The 18,589-nt window shown below is 65.8% G+C and carries 9 protein-coding genes and 3 pseudogenes; 5 read left to right on the top strand and 7 right to left on the bottom strand.

Features of this window, described 5'->3' with window-relative positions; translation table 11 throughout:
* Positions 1-34: 34 nt before the first annotated feature.
* Entirely contained in the window at positions 35-1,117 is a 1,083-nt protein-coding gene (locus tag WH85_RS19100) for an ALF repeat-containing protein (protein ID WP_045743266.1), read from the bottom strand.
* Positions 1,118-1,128: 11 nt separating this feature from the next.
* Positions 1,129-3,453: an alpha-mannosidase gene (locus WH85_RS19105; RefSeq protein ID WP_083449095.1), complete on the bottom strand. Its 2,325-nt coding sequence runs from the start codon at positions 3,451-3,453 to the stop codon at positions 1,129-1,131.
* A gap of 225 nt (positions 3,454-3,678) precedes the next feature.
* On the opposite strand from WH85_RS19105, the gene WH85_RS19110 reads away from it, so the two are divergent.
* The 4 genes and pseudogenes from WH85_RS19110 to WH85_RS48820 all read left to right on the top strand — a co-directional run.
* On the top strand, positions 3,679-4,734 hold the full coding sequence (locus WH85_RS19110; protein WP_052720536.1) for a hypothetical protein: 1,056 nt from the start codon (positions 3,679-3,681) through the stop codon (positions 4,732-4,734).
* Between the two features lie 424 nt (positions 4,735-5,158).
* Complete coding sequence (locus WH85_RS48815) at positions 5,159-6,208, top strand: type IV toxin-antitoxin system AbiEi family antitoxin (RefSeq protein WP_245674001.1); 1,050 nt, start codon at positions 5,159-5,161, stop codon at positions 6,206-6,208.
* Positions 6,196-7,029 carry a hypothetical protein gene (locus WH85_RS50505; RefSeq protein WP_157411085.1) on the top strand — a complete coding sequence of 278 codons (834 nt, stop codon included), beginning with the start codon at positions 6,196-6,198 and terminating at the stop codon, positions 7,027-7,029. Before WH85_RS48815 ends, WH85_RS50505 begins: the two co-directional genes overlap by 13 nt.
* A 363-nt stretch (positions 7,030-7,392) precedes the next feature.
* A pseudogene (locus WH85_RS48820) lies at positions 7,393-7,547 on the top strand (type II toxin-antitoxin system Phd/YefM family antitoxin); the annotation flags it as partial.
* A 180-nt stretch (positions 7,548-7,727) separates the two neighbouring features.
* On the opposite strand, the gene WH85_RS47075 reads toward WH85_RS48820, so the two are convergent.
* From WH85_RS47075 to WH85_RS54130, 5 genes and pseudogenes are all read right to left on the bottom strand, one after another.
* Positions 7,728-12,869 (bottom strand): FtsK/SpoIIIE domain-containing protein, encoded by a 5,142-nt coding sequence (locus WH85_RS47075; protein WP_083449096.1) that lies wholly within the window; start codon positions 12,867-12,869, stop codon positions 7,728-7,730.
* A gap of 7 nt (positions 12,870-12,876) precedes the next feature.
* Complete coding sequence (dptG, locus tag WH85_RS50510) at positions 12,877-14,574, bottom strand: DNA phosphorothioation-dependent restriction protein DptG (RefSeq protein WP_157411086.1); 1,698 nt, start codon at positions 14,572-14,574, stop codon at positions 12,877-12,879.
* Entirely contained in the window at positions 14,571-16,433 is a 1,863-nt protein-coding gene (locus tag WH85_RS50515) for a hypothetical protein (protein WP_157411087.1), read from the bottom strand. Before WH85_RS50515 ends, dptG begins: the two co-directional genes overlap by 4 nt.
* Positions 16,430-16,810: a hypothetical protein gene (locus WH85_RS52995; protein WP_245674002.1), complete on the bottom strand. Its 381-nt coding sequence runs from the start codon at positions 16,808-16,810 to the stop codon at positions 16,430-16,432. The genes WH85_RS50515 and WH85_RS52995 overlap by 4 nt, the downstream gene beginning before the upstream one ends.
* A gap of 318 nt (positions 16,811-17,128) precedes the next feature.
* Positions 17,129-17,296: pseudogene (locus WH85_RS54130) on the bottom strand (helix-turn-helix domain-containing protein); the annotation flags it as partial.
* A gap of 411 nt (positions 17,297-17,707) precedes the next feature.
* Here WH85_RS54130 and WH85_RS53000 point away from each other — a divergent pair.
* A pseudogene (locus WH85_RS53000) lies at positions 17,708-18,359 on the top strand (IS3 family transposase); the annotation flags it as partial.
* Positions 18,360-18,589 lie beyond the last annotated feature (230 nt).

Below are 18,589 nucleotides of genomic sequence, written 5' to 3' on the forward strand. Positions count from 1 at the left end.
TGGAGCGGGGCCTCTCGGCTGAACGGGATCCCGTCTAGGCGCTGATGACCGGAATCGCTTCGGCGTTCCGCTTCGCGTCCGCGGCGAGGTCGGCCCACTGCTGTGCCTGATCGCGTGCCCAGGCCAACTCCGCCTCCCAGGACTCGCTGGTCACGCCGGCCCGGTCGGCGATGCCCGGCCAGTCCTGCTGGGTCGCGGCCTCGAGCGCGAACTCGCGCACCGCCGCCCACGCCTGCGCCTGCCGGGCGGCCAGATCCTCGTTGGCCCGCCAGGTCTCCTGGGTGGAGGCGGCGACGTCCGCCGCGGTGTCCCAGGCCAGCCGCGCATCGGCCGCTGCCTTGGCCTTGGCCGCCTCGGACGCCTGCTCGTAGGCCAGCTGCGCCTGCTGAGCGGCCACGGTCAACTGCTCGAGCCGGCGACGGTAGGTGAGCTGGCTCTCCGCGAGATCCATCCGGTGCGCCTGAAGATCACAGTCGGCGGCACTGGCCCAGCCGTACTTGAAGAACTCCTGGATGTCGGCGTCGGAGCCCTTCTGCGTGGCACGCTGCGCGGCGGCCCGCACCCAGGCGCCACCGGCGTTCACCGCGAGATCGGCCACGTAGTCGCGGTCCATCTGCGCCTGCTGCTTGACCGCCTCGACCGGCGAGTGCTTCGCGTCGAGGTCCTTGGCCTCCTGCAGGCCTGTCTTCACATAGCGGTCCTTCTCCGCCAGCGTGCCGTTCGACGCCCGGACCGCGGTCAGGTAGACGATCGGGGAGGTCGCCGGGGTACTGGTCAGAATCGCCTGCTTGATGATCAGGTCGTTGAGATAGGCGTTGGAGGACGCCCGGGCCCGCGCCTGCTCATAACCGCCGCCGGTGCTGAGGAACTTGACCACCGCGTCGGCGTCGTCGCTGATCAGCGCGGACCAGGCCGCGGTCGACACCTCCCAGCGGGGATCCACGTCGGCATAGCGGCGGACCAGCGTGCGATAGCGATCGGCGACCGGATCGGCGGCGGCCTGGACCAGCGCCGCGGACTGCGGGGCGGCGACGGCGGGACCGGCCGCCATCGGCAGGGTCACCGCCATCACGGATGTCATCAGCAGGGCGTACCCGCCCCGGCGAGCCCGGTTCATGGTCTCTCCCGTCACTGGATGATGCGGATGTCGTCGATGAAGCCCCGGTAACCGCCGGAGTTGGCCTTCTGGTCGTAGCCGACGTCGATCTGCGCGATCCGCTGACCGTTGGCCACCCCGGCGAGCGGGACGACGACCTGCGTCCACGTGTCGAGCGGGAGTTTGCCGCACTGGCCGCCCGGGTGGATCGAGTTGCCCCGGGCGTCCTTGGCCCCGGAGTCACGCAGCGAGGCGGTCGCGCCGCTGATCTTGTCTTCCAGGATCAGGTCGACCGCGACGCAGGTGCTGTTGCTGCCGGACACCCAGCTGAACGCGGTGCTGCTCTGCGGGTAGATCCAGTAGGACAGCTTGGTGTTCGCCGAGACGTACGTGTCGGTCAGCCCATAGGCCTTCAGGTACGCGTACGACGAGGTGGTGCTGTTGTCCTTGCCCGAGTACAGCAGGTCCTTGGCGCCGGTACGCGGGCTCGTGGTCCCCACGAAGAGCTCCGGGATGGTGACCGAGCTGACGACACCGCCGACGTTCGAGACGCCGCCGCCGGGCTTGACCGAGCTGGCCGTGTTGGTCCACTGGGGCGCGGGGTCGCCGGCCTCCAGCGAGGTGCCGAACTTCGGCCCGCTCTCCAGGTCGGAGATCTTCAGGTCGTCGATGAAGCCGCGGTAGCCGCCGGTGTTCGCCGGCTGGTCGTACCCGACGTCGACCCGCTTGATCACCTTGCCGGCCTGCGAGCCCAGGTCGACGACCACCTCGTTCCAGGTGTCCAGGGTCAGCCGGCCGCACTGCCGGGCCGGGTGCACCTCGTTGCCGTTCTGGTCCTTCAGGAACCGGTCCCGCAGGCTGGTGCCGTCGCCGAAGACCATGTCGATCGCAACGCAGGTGCTGTTGCTGCCGGAGACCTGGCCGAACGTGGCGCTGCTCTGCGGGTAGATCCAGTACGACAGGGTGCTGGTCGTGCGGACCGCGACGTTGGTCAGCGCGAACGCCTGGTTGTAGTTGAACGACCTGGTCGCGCTGTTGTCCATGCCCGAGTACATCAACGTGTACGTACCGGTGCGTGCGCCCTTGTCACGGACCCCGAGCTCCGCGGTGGTCACCGTGCTGACGATGCCGCCCACGTTCACGGAGCCGCCGCCGGGGCTGATCCCGTCCGCCGTGTTCTGCCAGTTCGGCCGGGAGTCGGCCGCCTCGAACCCGGTGGCGAAGTCGAGCCGGCGGTCCTTGGCCCGGGCCTCGTCCTGACCCTTGAGCAGGAACGTCTGCAGCGCGATCAGGGTGTTGTCGGTCAGTGCCTTGTCGGCGGCGGCGAGCAGGGCCGGTGCGAACCCGTCGTGCTTCGCGGCGTCGCGGATCGGGATGACCCGCTCGCGGTAGGCGGCGAGTTCCTTGGCGGCCGCGGCGTCCTCGTCACGGCGGTTGGCGGCGGCGCCGCCGGTGAAGATGTAGTCCTTCAGCGACTGGGCGAGCTGGGCGTCCGGCGCGTTCAGCGCGGTCTGCGCGCTGAGCTTCACCTCGGCACCCTTGGCGTTGGTGTACACGTGCAGCACGAACTGCCGGTCCGGGGCGTTGACCAGTTCGGTCGTCACCGGCAGCAGGAGCAGTTGGAGCAGCGACTGCTTGGCGGCGACGAGTTGCTCGGCACGGAGCCGTTCGGCCTCCGCCTCGTTCGCCTTCTCGATCGCCTCACGCAGATCCTGCTCGGCGGCCGCGGCGGCGCCGGTGTCCAGGAACACGTCCCACTCCGCCTGGCCGGTGCCGTCGGCGATCGCCTGCTGCGCGGCCGTCCAGACGTGGCTGCCCGCGGTGACCCGCTGCCAGACGCTGAAGATGAAGTCCCGGTCGTTCTTCTCGATCAGCGCGATGTCCGACGGGTCCAGCCCCACCGTCACCGCGACCGAACTCCGCCGGGCCTTGGCCTGCGCCGCGGCGTAATCGACCAGAGCGTCGTCGTGCGAGGCGTTGAAGATCCCGGTGGTGATGAACGCGTACGCGGCGCCGGCGTCCGCGGTGTCGTAGGCGCGCCAGGCCTCGGCCTTGACGTAGCTGCCCTCCTTGGCACGCCGCCAGATCTCCAGCACGAACGCCTGGTCGTTCATGAGCAGCAGAGCCGCGTCCGGTACGACGCCGATCTCGGCGGCCGCCTTGACCTTCTGCTCCGGCGTGGCCAGGTTCGTCGGCTCGGCCAGTGCCGCGGCCATCGTGGAATCCGGCCCGGCGGCGATGGGCGCGGCGACGACCGGCGCGGCCTGGGCCACGGCCGGAGCCGACAGCAATCCGGCGAGCAGGCCGGCGGCCATCAGGCCGGCCGACACACGCCCCCGGCGAATGCGAACAGACACTGTGAATTTTCCCCCATGCGATTGCCGCCCGCCGTCACCCGGCACAATTGCCGCGACGGCGGAGCGAGCTGAAGAGAGTGGACCGATCCACGATCGTCCCTGGTGGACGATCGGATCGATGCAATGATCATGACTAATATAGGGCACCCGGCTACCGGCCGAGGCCCCGCTCCGTTGTGGCAGGGGCAACCACACCGCGCACTTGCATAATCATGTTCGGTGATATTGGGTATCGCTTACCTTCAACTCGCCGGTTACAAGGCGCAGGCCACCGAGATCCTCGCCACCGAGATCCTCGCCACCGCCAAGCTGGACGGGCTCCAGGTCAACCTGGTCGCCGCCGCGACCCGCGCACTGGCCGACGGCACCGTCTCGGCGCTCTATGCCTTCCTGCTCAGGGGCATGGACGAGGCCCGGGCCGAGGACCGCCGGCTGCGGGCCACGGTGACGCTCGCCGACGACCGCATCGGTGTCCTCGCCGCCGACGGCAAGCTCTACGCCCGGGACAGCACCACCCTCGCCAACAGCGGCTGGACCACGCAGTACAGCAACGTCAAGACGTTCGCGATCTCCACCACCCGCGTCGGCATCGTCACGGATGACGGCACCGCGTACGTGAAGGAGGGTGGTCTCAGCACCACCTGGGTGAAGCTGTACAGCAACGTCAAGCAGATCGTGCTGGCCGGCACCCGGGTCGGTGTGCTCACCAACGACGGCATCGCGTACGTCAAGGAGGGTGCCCTGAACACCGCCTGGACCAAGGAGTACACCGGGGTCGCCCAGCTGGCCCTGTCCGGCACCCGGATCGGTGTGCTCACCACGGCCGGCACCGTGCTGGTCAAGGACGGCAACCTGAGCGCCACCTGGGACGAGCAGACCGCCAGCTCCAAGATCAAGGCGCTGACGCTTGACGGCACCCGCATCGGTGTCATCACCGCGGGCAACAGCGCCTACATCTCGGAAGGTGCCATCACCAAGACCACCTGGGTCCTGCAGAAGCAGCTGGTCGGCGACCTGCGCCTGTCCGGCACCCGGGTCGGCATGATCGAGCGTCCCAGCATCTCCATCCCGGAGACCGGCATCCCCGCCGACGCGGCCGGCCGGCCCTGGGTGAAGGACGGCACGCTCGCCGCCACCACGTGGACCAACGTCCGCCCCACCAGCGACGCCACCCGCCTGTCCCTGGCCGGCGACCGCATCGGCGTGGTCACCGAAAGTGGCACCGTCTACGTCAAGGACGGCACCATCAGCGCCGCCTGGGTGGCCGTCCGCACCATCTGACGCCCCCGATGACGGACGAGCCCCGGTCCACCATGGGGCCGGGGCTCGTCCGTCACGCTCACGGGGCCGCCGCGTGGATCGGGTCGGCCTTCTCGGCGTACTCGTCGACCAGGAGCATCGAGTTCGGGGTGACGGCACCCGCGCCGCCGTGAGCGGACCCACCGGCCCTTCACCGCGGGCGACGCCCCGCGAAGAACACGATCAGGCACTGTCGAAGGCTCACCGCATCGCGGGGCGTGCGGGGCTCGGCCTCCGGAGCGAGCAAACCGAAACGGCCCCGGTTCGCGTGACGCGAACCGGGGCCGTTCATCCGTGGAGGTGCTCTCCGCCTACTTGAACCTCTCTGACCAGGTACGGCAGCTCCAGGCACACCTGACCGCGAGAGGCGTTCGGTTCTAGGCGGCGTTCGGCTAAGCTGAACAGCGTGTCAAACCGAACATCCGGAGCACAGGTAGGCGGCCTGGCCGATGGTCGCTTTCTGGAAATCGCTCGTGACCGCTTGGCCGAGTTGGGCATCACGCTCGATGTCGAGTCGCAGGCCCGTCTGCGAAACACAGGGGTTGACGCCATCGTGACCCTGTCGCATGCGGACGTCACGGCTCGATACGCCGCAGAAGTAAAAGTACCGATGACGCTCAGTGGGGTGGCAGGTCGAAGTTCTTCGGTTCCCTATCCGCGGCTGATCGTCGGCGATCACATCAGCCGACGGAGTGCCGCAGCTTATCGAGGTGCAGGCATCCAGTTCGTTGATGCTCGAGGCAACGCGTTCATAACGTTCGGCAGCGTGCTCGTCGACGTGCAAGGCCGAACGGAATCGGTCGATTCGAGCGCAAAGGCCATTGCTCGCGACAGGACCTCGCCCCAGCCGACCAATCTCTTCAGCCCTGGCCGGGCGCAGGTCATACTCGCGCTCCTCGCCTGGCCGGAACTCGCCGGCGGGAGGATCCGAGAGATCGCCCACGCTGCCGGGCTGTCCGTCGGACAGACACACGATGCCTTGGGACGACTGGAACAGGCCGGGTTTCTCATTCCGACGTCAAGGACGTTGACGCGGAAGGGAGAGCTGCTGGATTACTGGACGGCGGCCTATCCGGCCGGGCTCGGCCGACGACTTGAGATCGCCCAATATCACGGAGACCTCGCCAGGGAAGTGCAGAGCGGCAGTCCCATCTATTTGAGCGGCGAGTCCGCCGAGGGAGTCGACATAGCGCGCCCAGCGACCTTGACGGTGTACCTCGACGGGGCGGATTCGGGGTTACCGATCCGGAACAGATGGAGCAGAAGCCCCGACCGCAAGCCGAACATCTTCGTACGCCGCAAGTTCTGGACCTCACCACATCCTCATGACGAAGATTCCTCCACAAAGGTACATAACGCCCCCTGGCCACTCGTCTACGCCGACCTCTCCGCCACGGGTGATGCCCGCCTGGGCGAAGTAGCCAGAACCTGGAGAAACACGCAGTGCTCGACCTGACTGGAACCGACCCGGCGCTCCAATACCTCGTGGATGACGTCGTGGCCGAACTCCTCGCGAAGTCAACGTTGTTGAGCGCCGACGATGTGATGGTCGTCGGGGCACGTTGCCGTGACATCTTTCAAAGCGCTCTGGGTCATGACTTCGCTCTGCGAACCACAACAGACGTCGACCTCGGGCTGGCGGTCAGAAATTGGGCCGCCTACGACGAACTGACAGATGCCCTCCCACGAGTAGGCGACACCGGCATCCGGTACCGGGTAGCGAACACGTCTGCCGATCTCATGCCGTTCGGCCCCGTCGAACATCCGCCAGGCACAGTAACTCCTACGGCACGCAGAGAACCTATGAGCGTCTGGGGCTTCGCCGAGGCTTTCGAATCCGCTCTCCCTCTACGGCTACGAAAGGCCGGCACCGTCCGCATCCCCACTCTTGCCGGCTACACCGTGCTGAAGCTGGTTGCATGGCTTGACCGCAGCGTCAACGGTGAGTACAAGGATGCATCCGACATTGCCACGGTCCTCTACTGGTACACACGATCACCGCAGATCGAGATGTTCGCCTACGAAACCGACCATGGCCAGAACCTCCTGGTCCTGGAGGAAATGGACTTCGCCGCAGTGGCCTCCCGCTTGCTCGGCGAAGAGCTCGGCAACATCATGGGCCGAAAACGCGTGCTCGAATTCGCCGAACGTTGGTCACAAACATCAAAGGACCTGCTTTACCACCACATGACCGTCACTAACGCACCTGATTGGACCGACTCAGAGGAACGCCGGCGCGGGCTAGTCCAGGCCATGGAACGAGGTCTCGGAATCTGAGCCATCGAGGCTTCGCTGTGGTAGATCCGCGAGGACATAGCAACCGCGCTAAGCCACCGCTGGGTCGGGCCGAGCACGCCCGGTTCTCCGAGATCCTCGGGCCGCGTTCGGCTCGGCCAAATATGCGGCACGCAACGCTCGTCGCGATGGCATCACCACTGGTCACACAGCCAAACAACTGCGGCACCGCCAACGAGGACGGTGCCGCAGTGGGTTCGAGGTACGAACCCTTCGGTGGAGGTGCTGACCGCTTACTTGAACCTCGGCGAGCGGGCTCAACCGCTGCGGACGACGCTCGGCTAGTAACCGACTGCATCTCGCCCAGCACTCCCGCCGAGCTAACCTCTTAGCTAAGAGGTCGCCATGTCGGAAGCAGCCGTGCCGTTCAACATCCACGATGCGAAACGAGCCTTTCGCGGATCATCGACCGCGTCGAGCACGGCGAAGAGATCATCATCAGCCGGGTCGGCACGCCCGTAGCCAAGGTGATCCCACTCAACCGTAGGTGTCATCGCAGTCCCGACTGAATCAACTGGACCAGCCAAAGATCGTGTGTAAGTCCGCTGTCGTTGGCCGGAGCGCTCGAGGCAGCCTCGTAGCAGTTACTATCGCTTCCGCTGGTGGGAGCTGTACTTGATGAAGTCTTAGCCGGAGCGGCGTGCAAGTGCACGCCGCTCCGGCGGTGTGGTGAGCGCGATCTATGACAGGAGAGTTCGCACATCGGCTCCGGTAGTGTTCGGGGCCTGGAGCCGTTCGACGCGGCCGTTGCGGTAGAAGAGCATGTCTCCGTCTCCTAGGAGATCTTCGGCTCCGCCGCGATCCAGGACCGTTCTGGAGTCGGTAGCGCTGGGCAGAGAGAAAGCGATTCGTGCGCTGAGGTTGGCTTTGATGCTGCCGGTAATGACGTCAACGCTCGGCCGTTGAGTGGCCAGCACGAGGAAGATGCCGTAGGCGCGTGTGAGCTGAGCGTAGCGCTGGATCAGCTTGCTGAAGGCCTTGGGGTCTGTTCCGGCTAGGACGAGGTCGGCGAACTCGTCCATGAGGATGACCAGCTGTGGGAGGTCTTCGAGTCGGCCGCCGCCTTCATAGTATTCGGCGGCTGAGCTGACTCCGGCTTCTTCGAGGATGGGCTGGCGGCGTGCTAGTTCCCGGTCCAGGACGTAGGTGAGTGCCTCGAGTGCGTCGTCGGGGTCGCTGATGATTGGCTGGCCGTGCAGGTGCGGGATCCGGGCGAAGGCGGCAAAGTCCAGTCTTTTGGGGTCGACGATCAGCAGGTGTAGCTGCTCGGGAGTCCGGGCTCGTAGCAGCTCGGTGAGTAGGCCGCGGAGGAATACGCTCTTGCCGGATCCTGTAGCGCCTGCGACAAGCAGGTGTGGCAGCCGGGATAGGTCTGCGACTTCGACGGTTCCGCTGGGTGCGACGCCGGCCACAAAGTTCAGGGCGCCGGGTTTTGCAGGTGCGGCGTCCAAACTGGGGAGCACAGCGCCGATGGGCACGGTGTCGCGGTGGGTCCGGGGGACGTCGATGGTGATGAAGCCTGGTTCGTCGGCGATGCCGATTTCCCCGGGGGCGGCGATTTCGCGGCCGAGGTCGCGGGCGCGGCGTTCGACGTCGGTGATAGATAGTTTGCCGAGAATTCTTGTCCGAAAGCGGATGAGGCTGGGCCCGACCTGGGCGAGTTCTTGCCGGAAGGGTTCGACCGCGAGGCCGTATTTGGTGAAGGCCTGGTCTAACCGTTGTGAATAAAGGCTGATCTCTGCCGCGGGTACAGCGGCAGCGTTGACGGTGTGTGGTTGCGGTGCTTCTGGCCGAGGCTTGTCCGCGGGGCTAACTTCTGCGTGGACCTCAGTCACTGGTGTAGCCGGCACGGGAGTACCGCTGGAGGGCGAGTCGCTGAAGGTGACTGTTGCCAGGCTGGCTGGGCGCGTGATCGTGGTCCCCGCGGCGAGTGCTTCTAGGAAGGGTCTGCCGAGGCGAAGGTGTCCCAGCATGGTGCCGGTGCCTGCCAGTAGCTGGCGGTGAACGGCGACGTTGCTGTCGGCCTCGATGCTGACGAAGTCGCCGTGGATTTTTTCGGTGCCAGCCTGGTAGTCAAGCCGGAGTGTGAAATTGCTGCGGGAGATGGATTCCAGTGCAGGCTCGAGCTGGGCGCGCTGTTGCTGGTCCATCAGCCCGAAGGCAGCCAGGCGCGTGGCGGCAGCGCGAATTAGTTCGGATAAGTCTCGTGCGCGGAAGGTGTGTGAGGGCGCGGCGGTGTCGCCGAAGGTCGACGCAAGCCAGGAGTTGGCGCGCTGTAGCTGAGCCCGAGCGGTTTCAGGGGCCCGTGCGTCGGTCGCGCCGCGGTATTTGACTTCCAGCAGGCGCCCGCGGAGCACCACGTGTCCGGAGGTGCCGGTGGGGACGCGGATGTAGAGAAGGTCGTCGCAGAGCCGGTCTTTAGTGGGCCGGGCTTGTGGCGGTAGAGCGTGCAGCATTTCGTCGAGCGGGATGATCACACCGGCTGCGTCGTCGCTGTGCAGGCCGCCGTCGAGGTCGTTGATGGCGGCGACTGCGCCGGCGAGGCCGATACGCTCTCTCAGTTCATTGGGGTTTGCGCCGACGAGGTCAAGTGCCCATTGGCCGCTGACGCCGTTGAAGATTTGCAGGAGTCTGTCGAGGCCGGGTTCGGCGGGCGTCCCGAAATTGGTCAGTGCTTGCCGTAGGGCCTTGCGGTAGGGCTCGATGCGGGAGGTGGCTGTGATGGCGTCTAGGCCGGGCTGGGTGACGTCGAGGCGGTCTTCGTAGTCAATAAGGTAGCGGGCGTGGCGGCCGCTCGCATCGGGGGCGAATGCTTCGAGCCCGAGCAGTTTGTCGAGGTGCACCACCCAGGCGCTGTCGGCGTAGAGGTTGTCGAGGAATGTCCGGCCGACGCGGGTTGAGGGCATTCGGGTGTGGCCGCGGGTAATGGGGTCGCCGGGCATGCCGCTGACGAGTTCGAGGTATTTACGAACAAGCCCGGTGAGCTGGTTGCTCCCGGTTTCGCCGGTGAAGGTGCCCCACATGAAGGTGGTTTCGTTCCGGCCAGGTTCGATGTGCCGACCTGGGGCGGCGGCTAGGCCGCCGACGAACAGTGTTCCGGCCCGTGCTGTCAGGTCGACAATGGCGGGCTGTCGCCGTAGTGACGATTCGAAGACGAAGGAGAGGTGGGCGAAGGGTGGTGCATCGCTGGGCTCGACGCGTGACACTTCTACGCGATCTCTGAGCAGGTCATCTGTCGCGGCCTGAGTTTCGGAACTGATGATCTGCCCGGTAACAAGTTCTTCGACGGCGCTTGGGGCGGTACTAGTGCTGACGATGGTGACAGCTAGGCGCGGCAACGGCTGCTTTGCGTTCGCCGTTGCGTATGGGGCAGCGAGGGTACGCAGGGCGCTCAAGACTGCGGCGCCGTCACCAGGCTCGTGAAAAGCAAGGCCGAGAGTCTGGCGTTCGTCGTAATACTCCGGATGGACCTTGGCGAAGTGCTCTATCCGGCGGGCGATGTAGGCCGGCCTGTGGTCACTGGTCACACCTACTGCAGAGGGGCGGTATCGGCGCCAGAGCAGCGGGGCGGCTGCCCCTGTCTCGTACCACTCACCTTGCAGAACGAAGTAGGGAACGAGGTGGCGCATGGAGCACGAACGGATGTCCTGATCGATCACGTGCTTAGCCCGAGGCTGCCATGCTGCGAATTGCTCGCTGAGTGCTAGCAGGTAAGCCACGCTGAGCGGGCTTGTCGGTGCGATGAGGAGTTCGCCCGATACCGCGTCAGCGACAACGTCGCAGAGGAAGAGCCGTTCGTACTCGGCGGTGAATCGGCCGCTGTCGCTCAGTGTCTGAAGCAGCGTGCTGTACGTCTCGATGTATGCCTTCGCCTCGGCGATGCCAGTTCCGGCCGCGATGGCATGCACGGAACCCTGCGGGCGCAGGGCCGCGAACAGCTCCTGCCGGGCATGGTGGAAGGCGTCTACGCCGCTGATGCCGGATACGGCTAGCTGCTCCAGGAAGGGATGAGGCTGCAGGGTGATGGTGCCGGAATGGCGGGCCATGGTGAAGGCGGTGGTATGCGGGTGGTCAAGGATGTGCTGTTCCAGCTCTAGCCCATCGATACCGTCTCCGAGGTCTTGGCTGGACAGGTCAAACAAGCGCGGCAGGGCTATGACGCCCTTCCTTGCCGGGATGCCGCCCGTGCTCACGCGGAACTGCGCGGGGCCTGGTGTCTCGCCGGACTTCCAGGCTGTGAGCTTGGCATGCGCAACGCTGGGCTCGACGCCAGCAGTTTGGAACGTGTCGATCCACGGTGCGGGATCAAATCCGGGGCCGGGCTCGTAGCCGGGGCCTTCCCCGTCATCGGTCTCAGGGTCTTCTTGTTCCCTCGGGTTTTCGCCGTCGGTGTCAGTCTCTGGTTCATATTCTGGTGCTGGGCCGAACGGGTCGTGGTCGGGGCGGCCAGGCATCGGTGCGTTATCAAGGATGAGCGGGATCATGTGTTCTTCGCCGGCCAGCGCCGCCCGACATAGCTCAGTCTGGCCGGCCTCGGCCACCGTGCCGGGCCGGGTGATCGCAGGGTCGCCCCGCAATTCACCGGCGCGGCCGAGGGCGAGGACCCGTGGTTCGGTTCCGCATCGGAACGCACCGGCATTCAAGTCCAGGTCTAAGCCTGCATCAAAGGGTGCCCACATGCCGGCATCCAGGTAGATCGCTAGCTCTGCCGCCTGCCCTACCTCGGCTTCGACTCGCGCGAAACGCCAACCGTGGCCGGTGACTTCAACGCGGACTTCTCGCTCGTTCTTGCGCACCACGATGTCGCGGATAGTCGCGTCGTCGCTCCACTTGCAGGTCACTGCCGTGTCGGCCCCGGCAGGACTGGCCAGGGCGAGGGTGATCACGCCACCGCCGGGTTTCCAGATCATGGCGCGGCTGCCCAGGACGACCTGGGCTGGTTCACCCGGTGACAGGGGGTGAGCTAGGCGCAGCGACCGGACTGGGCGCCGGCCATCAGGCAGGTCGTCCAGGGTGAATGCGCGATAGTCCAGGCCGAAGGGCGTGACAGCGTTGAGTACCTGATGGAGCCCGGGAGAGGCGGAGCTGGTATACAGGGCGGTAACCTTGCCGGTGAAGTCCTGCCCTGGGGTGAACCAGTCGTCAAGCTTTTTGCGCCATGCCGCCGACTTGCGCAGGCGTTTCCCGTCAGCGCGCGCCTGCGGGTCGCTGAGGTAGCACTCAAGTGAGCTCAGCTCTTGGCCAGCCTCACTGGTACTGGACAGTCCGGCGATACGCCGCAGGCTCCCCAGCACTTCCGCCGTACGCGGCAGGCAACTGAACTTGCGGTCATCGTCAATAACGATGCGTACTAGCTCTGCTACACCGCTGGCAGCGCCGTGAACGGCTGCCTCAACGAGGGCAGACCAGCGCAACGCGGGGAGAACCGCAGCGTCCTGCGCGGCGGTCCGCACGGTTTCCACCGGGCTGCGGTCAAGGATCAGCAGCACCTTCTGCCCGGCGCCGGTGGGAACCTCGTCACGCAGCAGCGCGGCAAAACCCGCGCTGCCAGCATTCCGGCCGGGGCGGCCTACCAGGTAAGGAATCAGGAGTCGGCGTTCGGCGGGACTGTCACCAGGCAGGGCAATCCCATGCAGGCCGATCGGTGCGCTGCCGCCCCCCACGGTGACGTCTGGCGCTGGGCTCAGTTCGGCTGAGAGGGCGTAGAAAACGTCCTCGGGAGAAACATCCAGATGGGTACGCAGTAGTAACCGCCGGTGTCCGCTGGACACAGACGCTTCCTTCATGATCGCGGCAGCAACGAGGCCCGCAGCGAATTGCATATCGGTGCTATGCGTAGTGGACAAAGCTTGCCTCCCCGGCGTCGGAGTACCGCTCCAGCAATCCAAGTCGCTCAAGGGTGCTGATGAGCGATTCCCGTTCGGCTTCGTCCTGTGGGCGTAGCCCGTATGTTCGCAGATGGTCGAAGAATCCTTCGACGGGGACTTCGCGTTCCCGGCATATCAGGCGTACGAGCAGTAGGAGAAGCTCTTCATCAACTTCGAAGAATGTGAAGCTGGGCCCATTGCGGGTGATGAGGGAGCCGGCTCCTACGTTGCCTGCCAGCATGAGCTGGTTTACGACGTCGGTGCTTTGCCGACGCAGGTCCCGGCGGCGCATCTGCCTGACGTCCTCGCGCAGGGCATGGAGGCCCGGCCGCGCCGCGTCGGTGTGCCCTGCCGCGTGCAGCTCGGCAAGCGTAGCCTTGCCTTTCCGAGCCGCATCGTGGTGCAGCACTGCTATACCGGCACAGGCCGCACCATGAACGCGGCGCAGCTGATCGTCTGCTTCCAGCGCTTCTGTGAGTGCAGAAAGGTTCAGCTGTTCGGCGTCCAGGCCACCGCCAAGTGCCGCCCAGACACGGCAGGCAAGCGTTCTGGTTACCAGGGTTGCCGGCATGTCAAGCAGCCGCCTGCGATCGATATCTTTATATGAGGCATGGCATCCGTCGGCGACCCGTGCGGGCCGGAAACGCCCGCTGCTGGTTCGGAACCGGATCGCTCCGGCAAAGGGACAACTGGCGAGCTGGGCTAGATCCCGGCCGTGACACTCACACGTGGTGGCACCAGCCGGGGCAGCAACTTGTCCTGCTGCGGCCACAGCAAGGTCAAGTGCCGCACCCAGGCCGACGGAGATCCGATAAAGCCGCAGACTCAGGTGCAGGCTGATGACTAGGGTCAGCCACCGGGCCCGCTCAGGCCGGGGCAGCTCGGTATCCAAGACCGTCTGCAGATCCCGCTCGAACAGCGCCATGCTGGGTTCGCAGAACGGTTTCCCTGCGGCACGGAATGACTTGGTGAAGCTGTCCTGGTAGCGGCGGGAAAGTTCGGAGGCATCCGGGCGCGCTGACGGGCGTGGCGCATCCTTCATCGCAACAGTAAGGAAACGCCGGTCTAGAGCTGTCAGTTCCTCATCTTGGGCGACCGTCTCGAGCAGGCGCTCGATTAGGCCCACATTGGGTGCCTCTATTCCTGAGTGCCAGAGCATGAAGGGCAAGATTCCGCCGTTGAACATCGTGTACCCGGCCGGTTCATACCTTTGCTTCTTCTTGTTGAATGCGCTGTGTGCGTAGTTCAGTGGCAGCGACGCGTGCACCGGCAGCAGTCTCTTGCTGTTGAAGAACCGCGCCTCGAGGGCCAAGGCCGCCGCACTTGAGGCTTCCGGTCCTAGAGCGAGAAGGGCAGGCAGTTCATCGAGCAGCATGGCATCTAGTTGCAGCGAGTTGTCCGGGACCGGCGGTGCTGCCTCGGCCACCATGCGCCATAGCAGCTTGTCGCGGTCATCACCGTGCGGCACCGTCGGCAGCAGTCCCTGAATGCCCAGCAGTTCGGCGCGTTCGCCAACAAGGCGCGGCTCGGTGCTGCCTTGGTCGGCGACCGGCAGGATAACGGCCTTTCCGTCCACAAGCAGACTGGCGCCGCTCACCGATAGGTGCACTCCTGTCTCGCCGGACACAGCGCTGAGCGCGTCGACAACGTTCGGGTTCATCGCACCTCCGTGGCACGCAACAGGCCAGAGGCCTGGCTCTTGACAACGATCCGGAACCGCCGGTTCACGGGGCCGCGCTCACGGACCAGTAACGGGCTGTGCAGGTCGGCGGCTGCTTTCACGCCAACAGCGCGGATGGCCTGGCGCAGTGCAAGCGCGCGTTCCAGCTCTTTCATCGACGGAGCGGCCCCGCGGGTCGCGTTGCGCAGAAGCCGCCACAGCGGATAGTCAACGGCGACATGCTTATCAGCGACGTTTAGCGACAGCGTCAGCGGCCGGTACCGGACAATCGCTGCACCATCCTTATTGGAGACCAAAATGGGGTCCGGGCGGGTACGCAGGAGTTCATCTTGAACCAGGTTGACTCGAACCATTAAGTCGGCTTCCGCACCCGGCCCCGGTGACGATGTCGGGAAGTAGTGCTCCGATCCGCTCGTGAGCCCGAAGCTTGCTGCGAGGCCCCATTCAATGTCGTTGAGGGCTTGTTCCAGCACTTGTCCTTCGGCGCTATCGTCCAGCTCGGTACTTCCGTTAGACTGAGCGGCTAGCGCGTCAGTGAACCCGCTATCGACGTCGCTGCCTCCACGCAGTTCTCCTGCAAGCCAAGCAGCCCTGGCCAGCACCCGTCCCCAGAGGCGGTCGCCGCCAGTAGAGGACGCGGCGCCCGCTTCCAGTGCCCGGGCGGCATGCCGGACGGCCGGATGGGCGTATTGCCCGCCGAGTGCCCGGGTCAGCAATGCTGCATCCGCCTGAGGGTCCAGCCCGGCGTCAGCGATGAGTTTGTGTCCCGCCAGAGACGCGTCGTAGCTGGGATCGCGCGATGCTATCTCGGCGAGCAGGCTGCCGTCGGCGGCTGGCGTCAGTGCAGTGCCCTCCAGCAACACAGGGCCCAGGGCGCCATTGCATGCCATGGCGTGCACCAGCGCCCCTTCGTTGCCCGCCGCCGCCGCATCGGCGATCGCAAAACAGGGATCGCGGCCGGCGAGCTGGCGCGCGCTCAAACCGCCTAGGGCAAGCTCGGCGGCAGCGTCCCAGAGTGAACGAGGTGCGATCTGCCGCCCACGGGCAAGGGCAACATCGCCTGCTGCTGCATCTACCGCTTGCCGTCCAGGCTCGGAGGAAAGAACTGCCGCATTCGCCATCGGCCAGCACCAGTCGCTGACCTGGCATGTGTGGCAGCGCGGCGCACCTTCGAGTACACCGGTCTCATCGTGAGGATTCAGCCGCTGCAGGATCGTCTCGAACAGTGAGCCCGGCATGCCGGCTGTCGTTCGCTGGTCCAGGTTGACCACCAGGACCGCATCCCACATCCAGCCGGGAGGGTCCAGGGCTTCCGAGAGCCGGGGCAGGCCTAGCCGTGACCGCAAAACTGTCTCCAGTGCGCGCAGGGCAGGCGCGCCGGGTACCGATGGTAGATCTGTAAAGAAGCGTAGCGCCATTCCAGTGTTCATGGCGATAGCGCGGCAGGGTTCGAGGGGCTCAGGTGCCCCGTCCCGGAACGGGCCGAAAAAGTCCGCGAGGCGCTCGGCCTGGCCCCTATCCGGAGCATCTGAGTGAGTGGCGTCGGCAAGATGCTCGCCAATTCGCTGCTCGCCAGTCTGCTGTACCCGCTTCAGCAAATGGTTCATGGTCGCGGACTTGCCGCTACCGGCACTGCCTGTTAGCACAAGAAGACGCAGCGGTTTCTCGCCGAGCTCGTCCCACAGTGAGGCTTCGAGGAGGCCTGGCCGTGCCATCAGCGTTTGCACATCACTGAGCTCGCCGTCGCGGACGACGGCCTCACTCGCCCCTGCCCGAAGCTGGAAGAGGCGTGCCAACGGACTAGGCAGACGGGTATCGAAGGGAGCCGGGTCGCTCACGGCTGGTCTCCTAGTGTGTAGTAGATGGCCTCGTCGTCGAGCAGGGACTCATCGGCAAGCCGTCGCAACGCAACCCAGCCGGGAACGGCTAAACGGTGTGCCACCGCAGGAACCATGTTCGCCGAAAGCGATGACCACGGGTTTCGGGCATCTTCGTCAAGATCTAGAAGGACGGCGGCGACAGCGCGCCGTAGCAACGGCAGTGGGCATAACAAACTTGCAGCCATATCGAGTGCAGGTATCTCCTCCGGCCCGACGAACGGAAAGGTGCACACATTTTCGCCCCGGAAGGCATGCGCAGCCGTATGCGCTAGTAGAAACCGCACCCTCGGCAGCCCACCAGCGTCGCCGGGTTCGCCCGGGTCTCGGATCGTCACGACGCCATCATCTTCGAAAGAGGCCGCCGGGCCGGGCGTTCCGGACCGGATGACAGGTCGCAGGCCTTGGGCCCGGCAGAGCACCTCTGGATCTACCCGGTTACCGGTCACCACCCGGCCCCCCAAGCGTTCCAGAAGGGCGTCTGCAGCCGCACCAGCCTCCATACGGCGCAGTGCTGGTAGCGTTCGCCGGGACAGGATCGGCTCGCTTACCGCGCGAGGCAGGGAGCTAAGCTGCGCTTCCACTCCTGGTGTAAGTCGACCTGCGGCGGCCGCCACTCGCGCGGCAGCGCCAGGATCACTGATGGCCGCGAGAATTCGGTCCAGCAGTCCGCGGCTCGGCACTCGCTGGTCGTCCCGCTCCAAGCGGGATAGATGTGTGAAATTCGTACCGCAACGAGCTGCCATGTCGCGAAGGGTCAAACCAGATTCCTGCCGCGCTCCACGTAATGCGGGCCCGAAAGCTGCCTTCGTCTCGGTTGCCATGGACACACCATCCCTCAGCTACGGACCCCGATCCACTCCCTGGTTTGTGTGTTGCCACAAAACGCAACTACGAGACAGATAGCTGGAGAGGGGGAGGTTTGATCCGTTTCGACGGACAGGGTCGATGAGTTGATCTCGAGGCCCGTCGATGACGGTGGCCAAGTAAAGCCAGCCTTCCCACGTGCTGATGTAGGTGATGTCGCCGCACCAGCGGGTGTCGGCCGCGGCCGCGGCCACGCCGAAACCGCGGTCGACCAGATCCGGGCGGGTGTCGGCGTGCGGATGGGGGATTGTGGTGGTCTTCCAGCGGCGCGGGCTCCTGCCGCGGATCCTGGCCTCGCGCATCCGGGCGGCGATGCGTTTACGGCCGTGCCGCAGGCCGGCTGCGGCCAGTCCGGCGTGGATGCGTGGCGCGCGGCCCGGCAGGCCGCGGATGACGTGCTGGCCCGGCAGATCCGCACGATCCACGCGACCGACAACACCTACCAGGCGCCGCGGATCATCGCCGAGCTGCGCGACGACGATCCCGAACCCGGCCGCAGCCAAGGCCCGGACCTGATCGGCCGAGACTTCACCGCGCCCGCGGTCAACCAGCGCTACGTCGGTGACATCACCTACCTGCCGGTCGGTGAACGCGGGTTCCTCTACATGGCCACCGTCATCGACCTGCATTCACGCCGCCTCGCGGGCTGGGCGATCGCGGATCACATGCGCACCGACCTGATCATCGACGCGCTCACCGCCGCCCGGCGCACCCCGGGGCAGCCTGGCCGGGGCGATCTTTCATTCCGATCACGGAGCTCAGCAGTACACGTCGAAGGCCTTCGCCGCCACCTGCACGGCGGCCGGCGTCCAGCAGTTGGTGAGCAAAGTCGGCAGCTCTGCCAACAACGCCCTCGCCGAGTCGTTCAACGCCACCTTCAAACGCGCGACCCTGCAAGGCCGCCGCGCGTTCACCGACGAACACGACGCCCGGCTCACCAGCTTCCGCAGGCTACACCGCTACAACACCGTCCGCCGCCACTCCCGACTCGGACAACGGTCCCCGATCACCTACGAGTAAATCCAAGAAAGATCAGCTACCATCACACAAGCCGCGTAAACCCCGGGTCCAAGTGCCGGGGGTGAGGCCCCTTGGGCGTCCGTCAAAACGGGCTAGGCCCACTCAGTCTGTTCCCGCGACCGTGGTGAATTCGGCCGCTTTCATGTCCCTGAGACGACATGTGCACGTCGTCAGTCGCCTCCCGGCTCGAGGCTGCCTTAAGTTTCCGTCCGGCGAGCATACGCGCTGGC

Origin of the sequence: Actinoplanes rectilineatus (assembly GCF_000962825.1) — a bacterium.
Taxonomy (GTDB): Bacteria; Actinomycetota; Actinomycetes; order Mycobacteriales; family Micromonosporaceae; genus Actinoplanes; species Actinoplanes rectilineatus.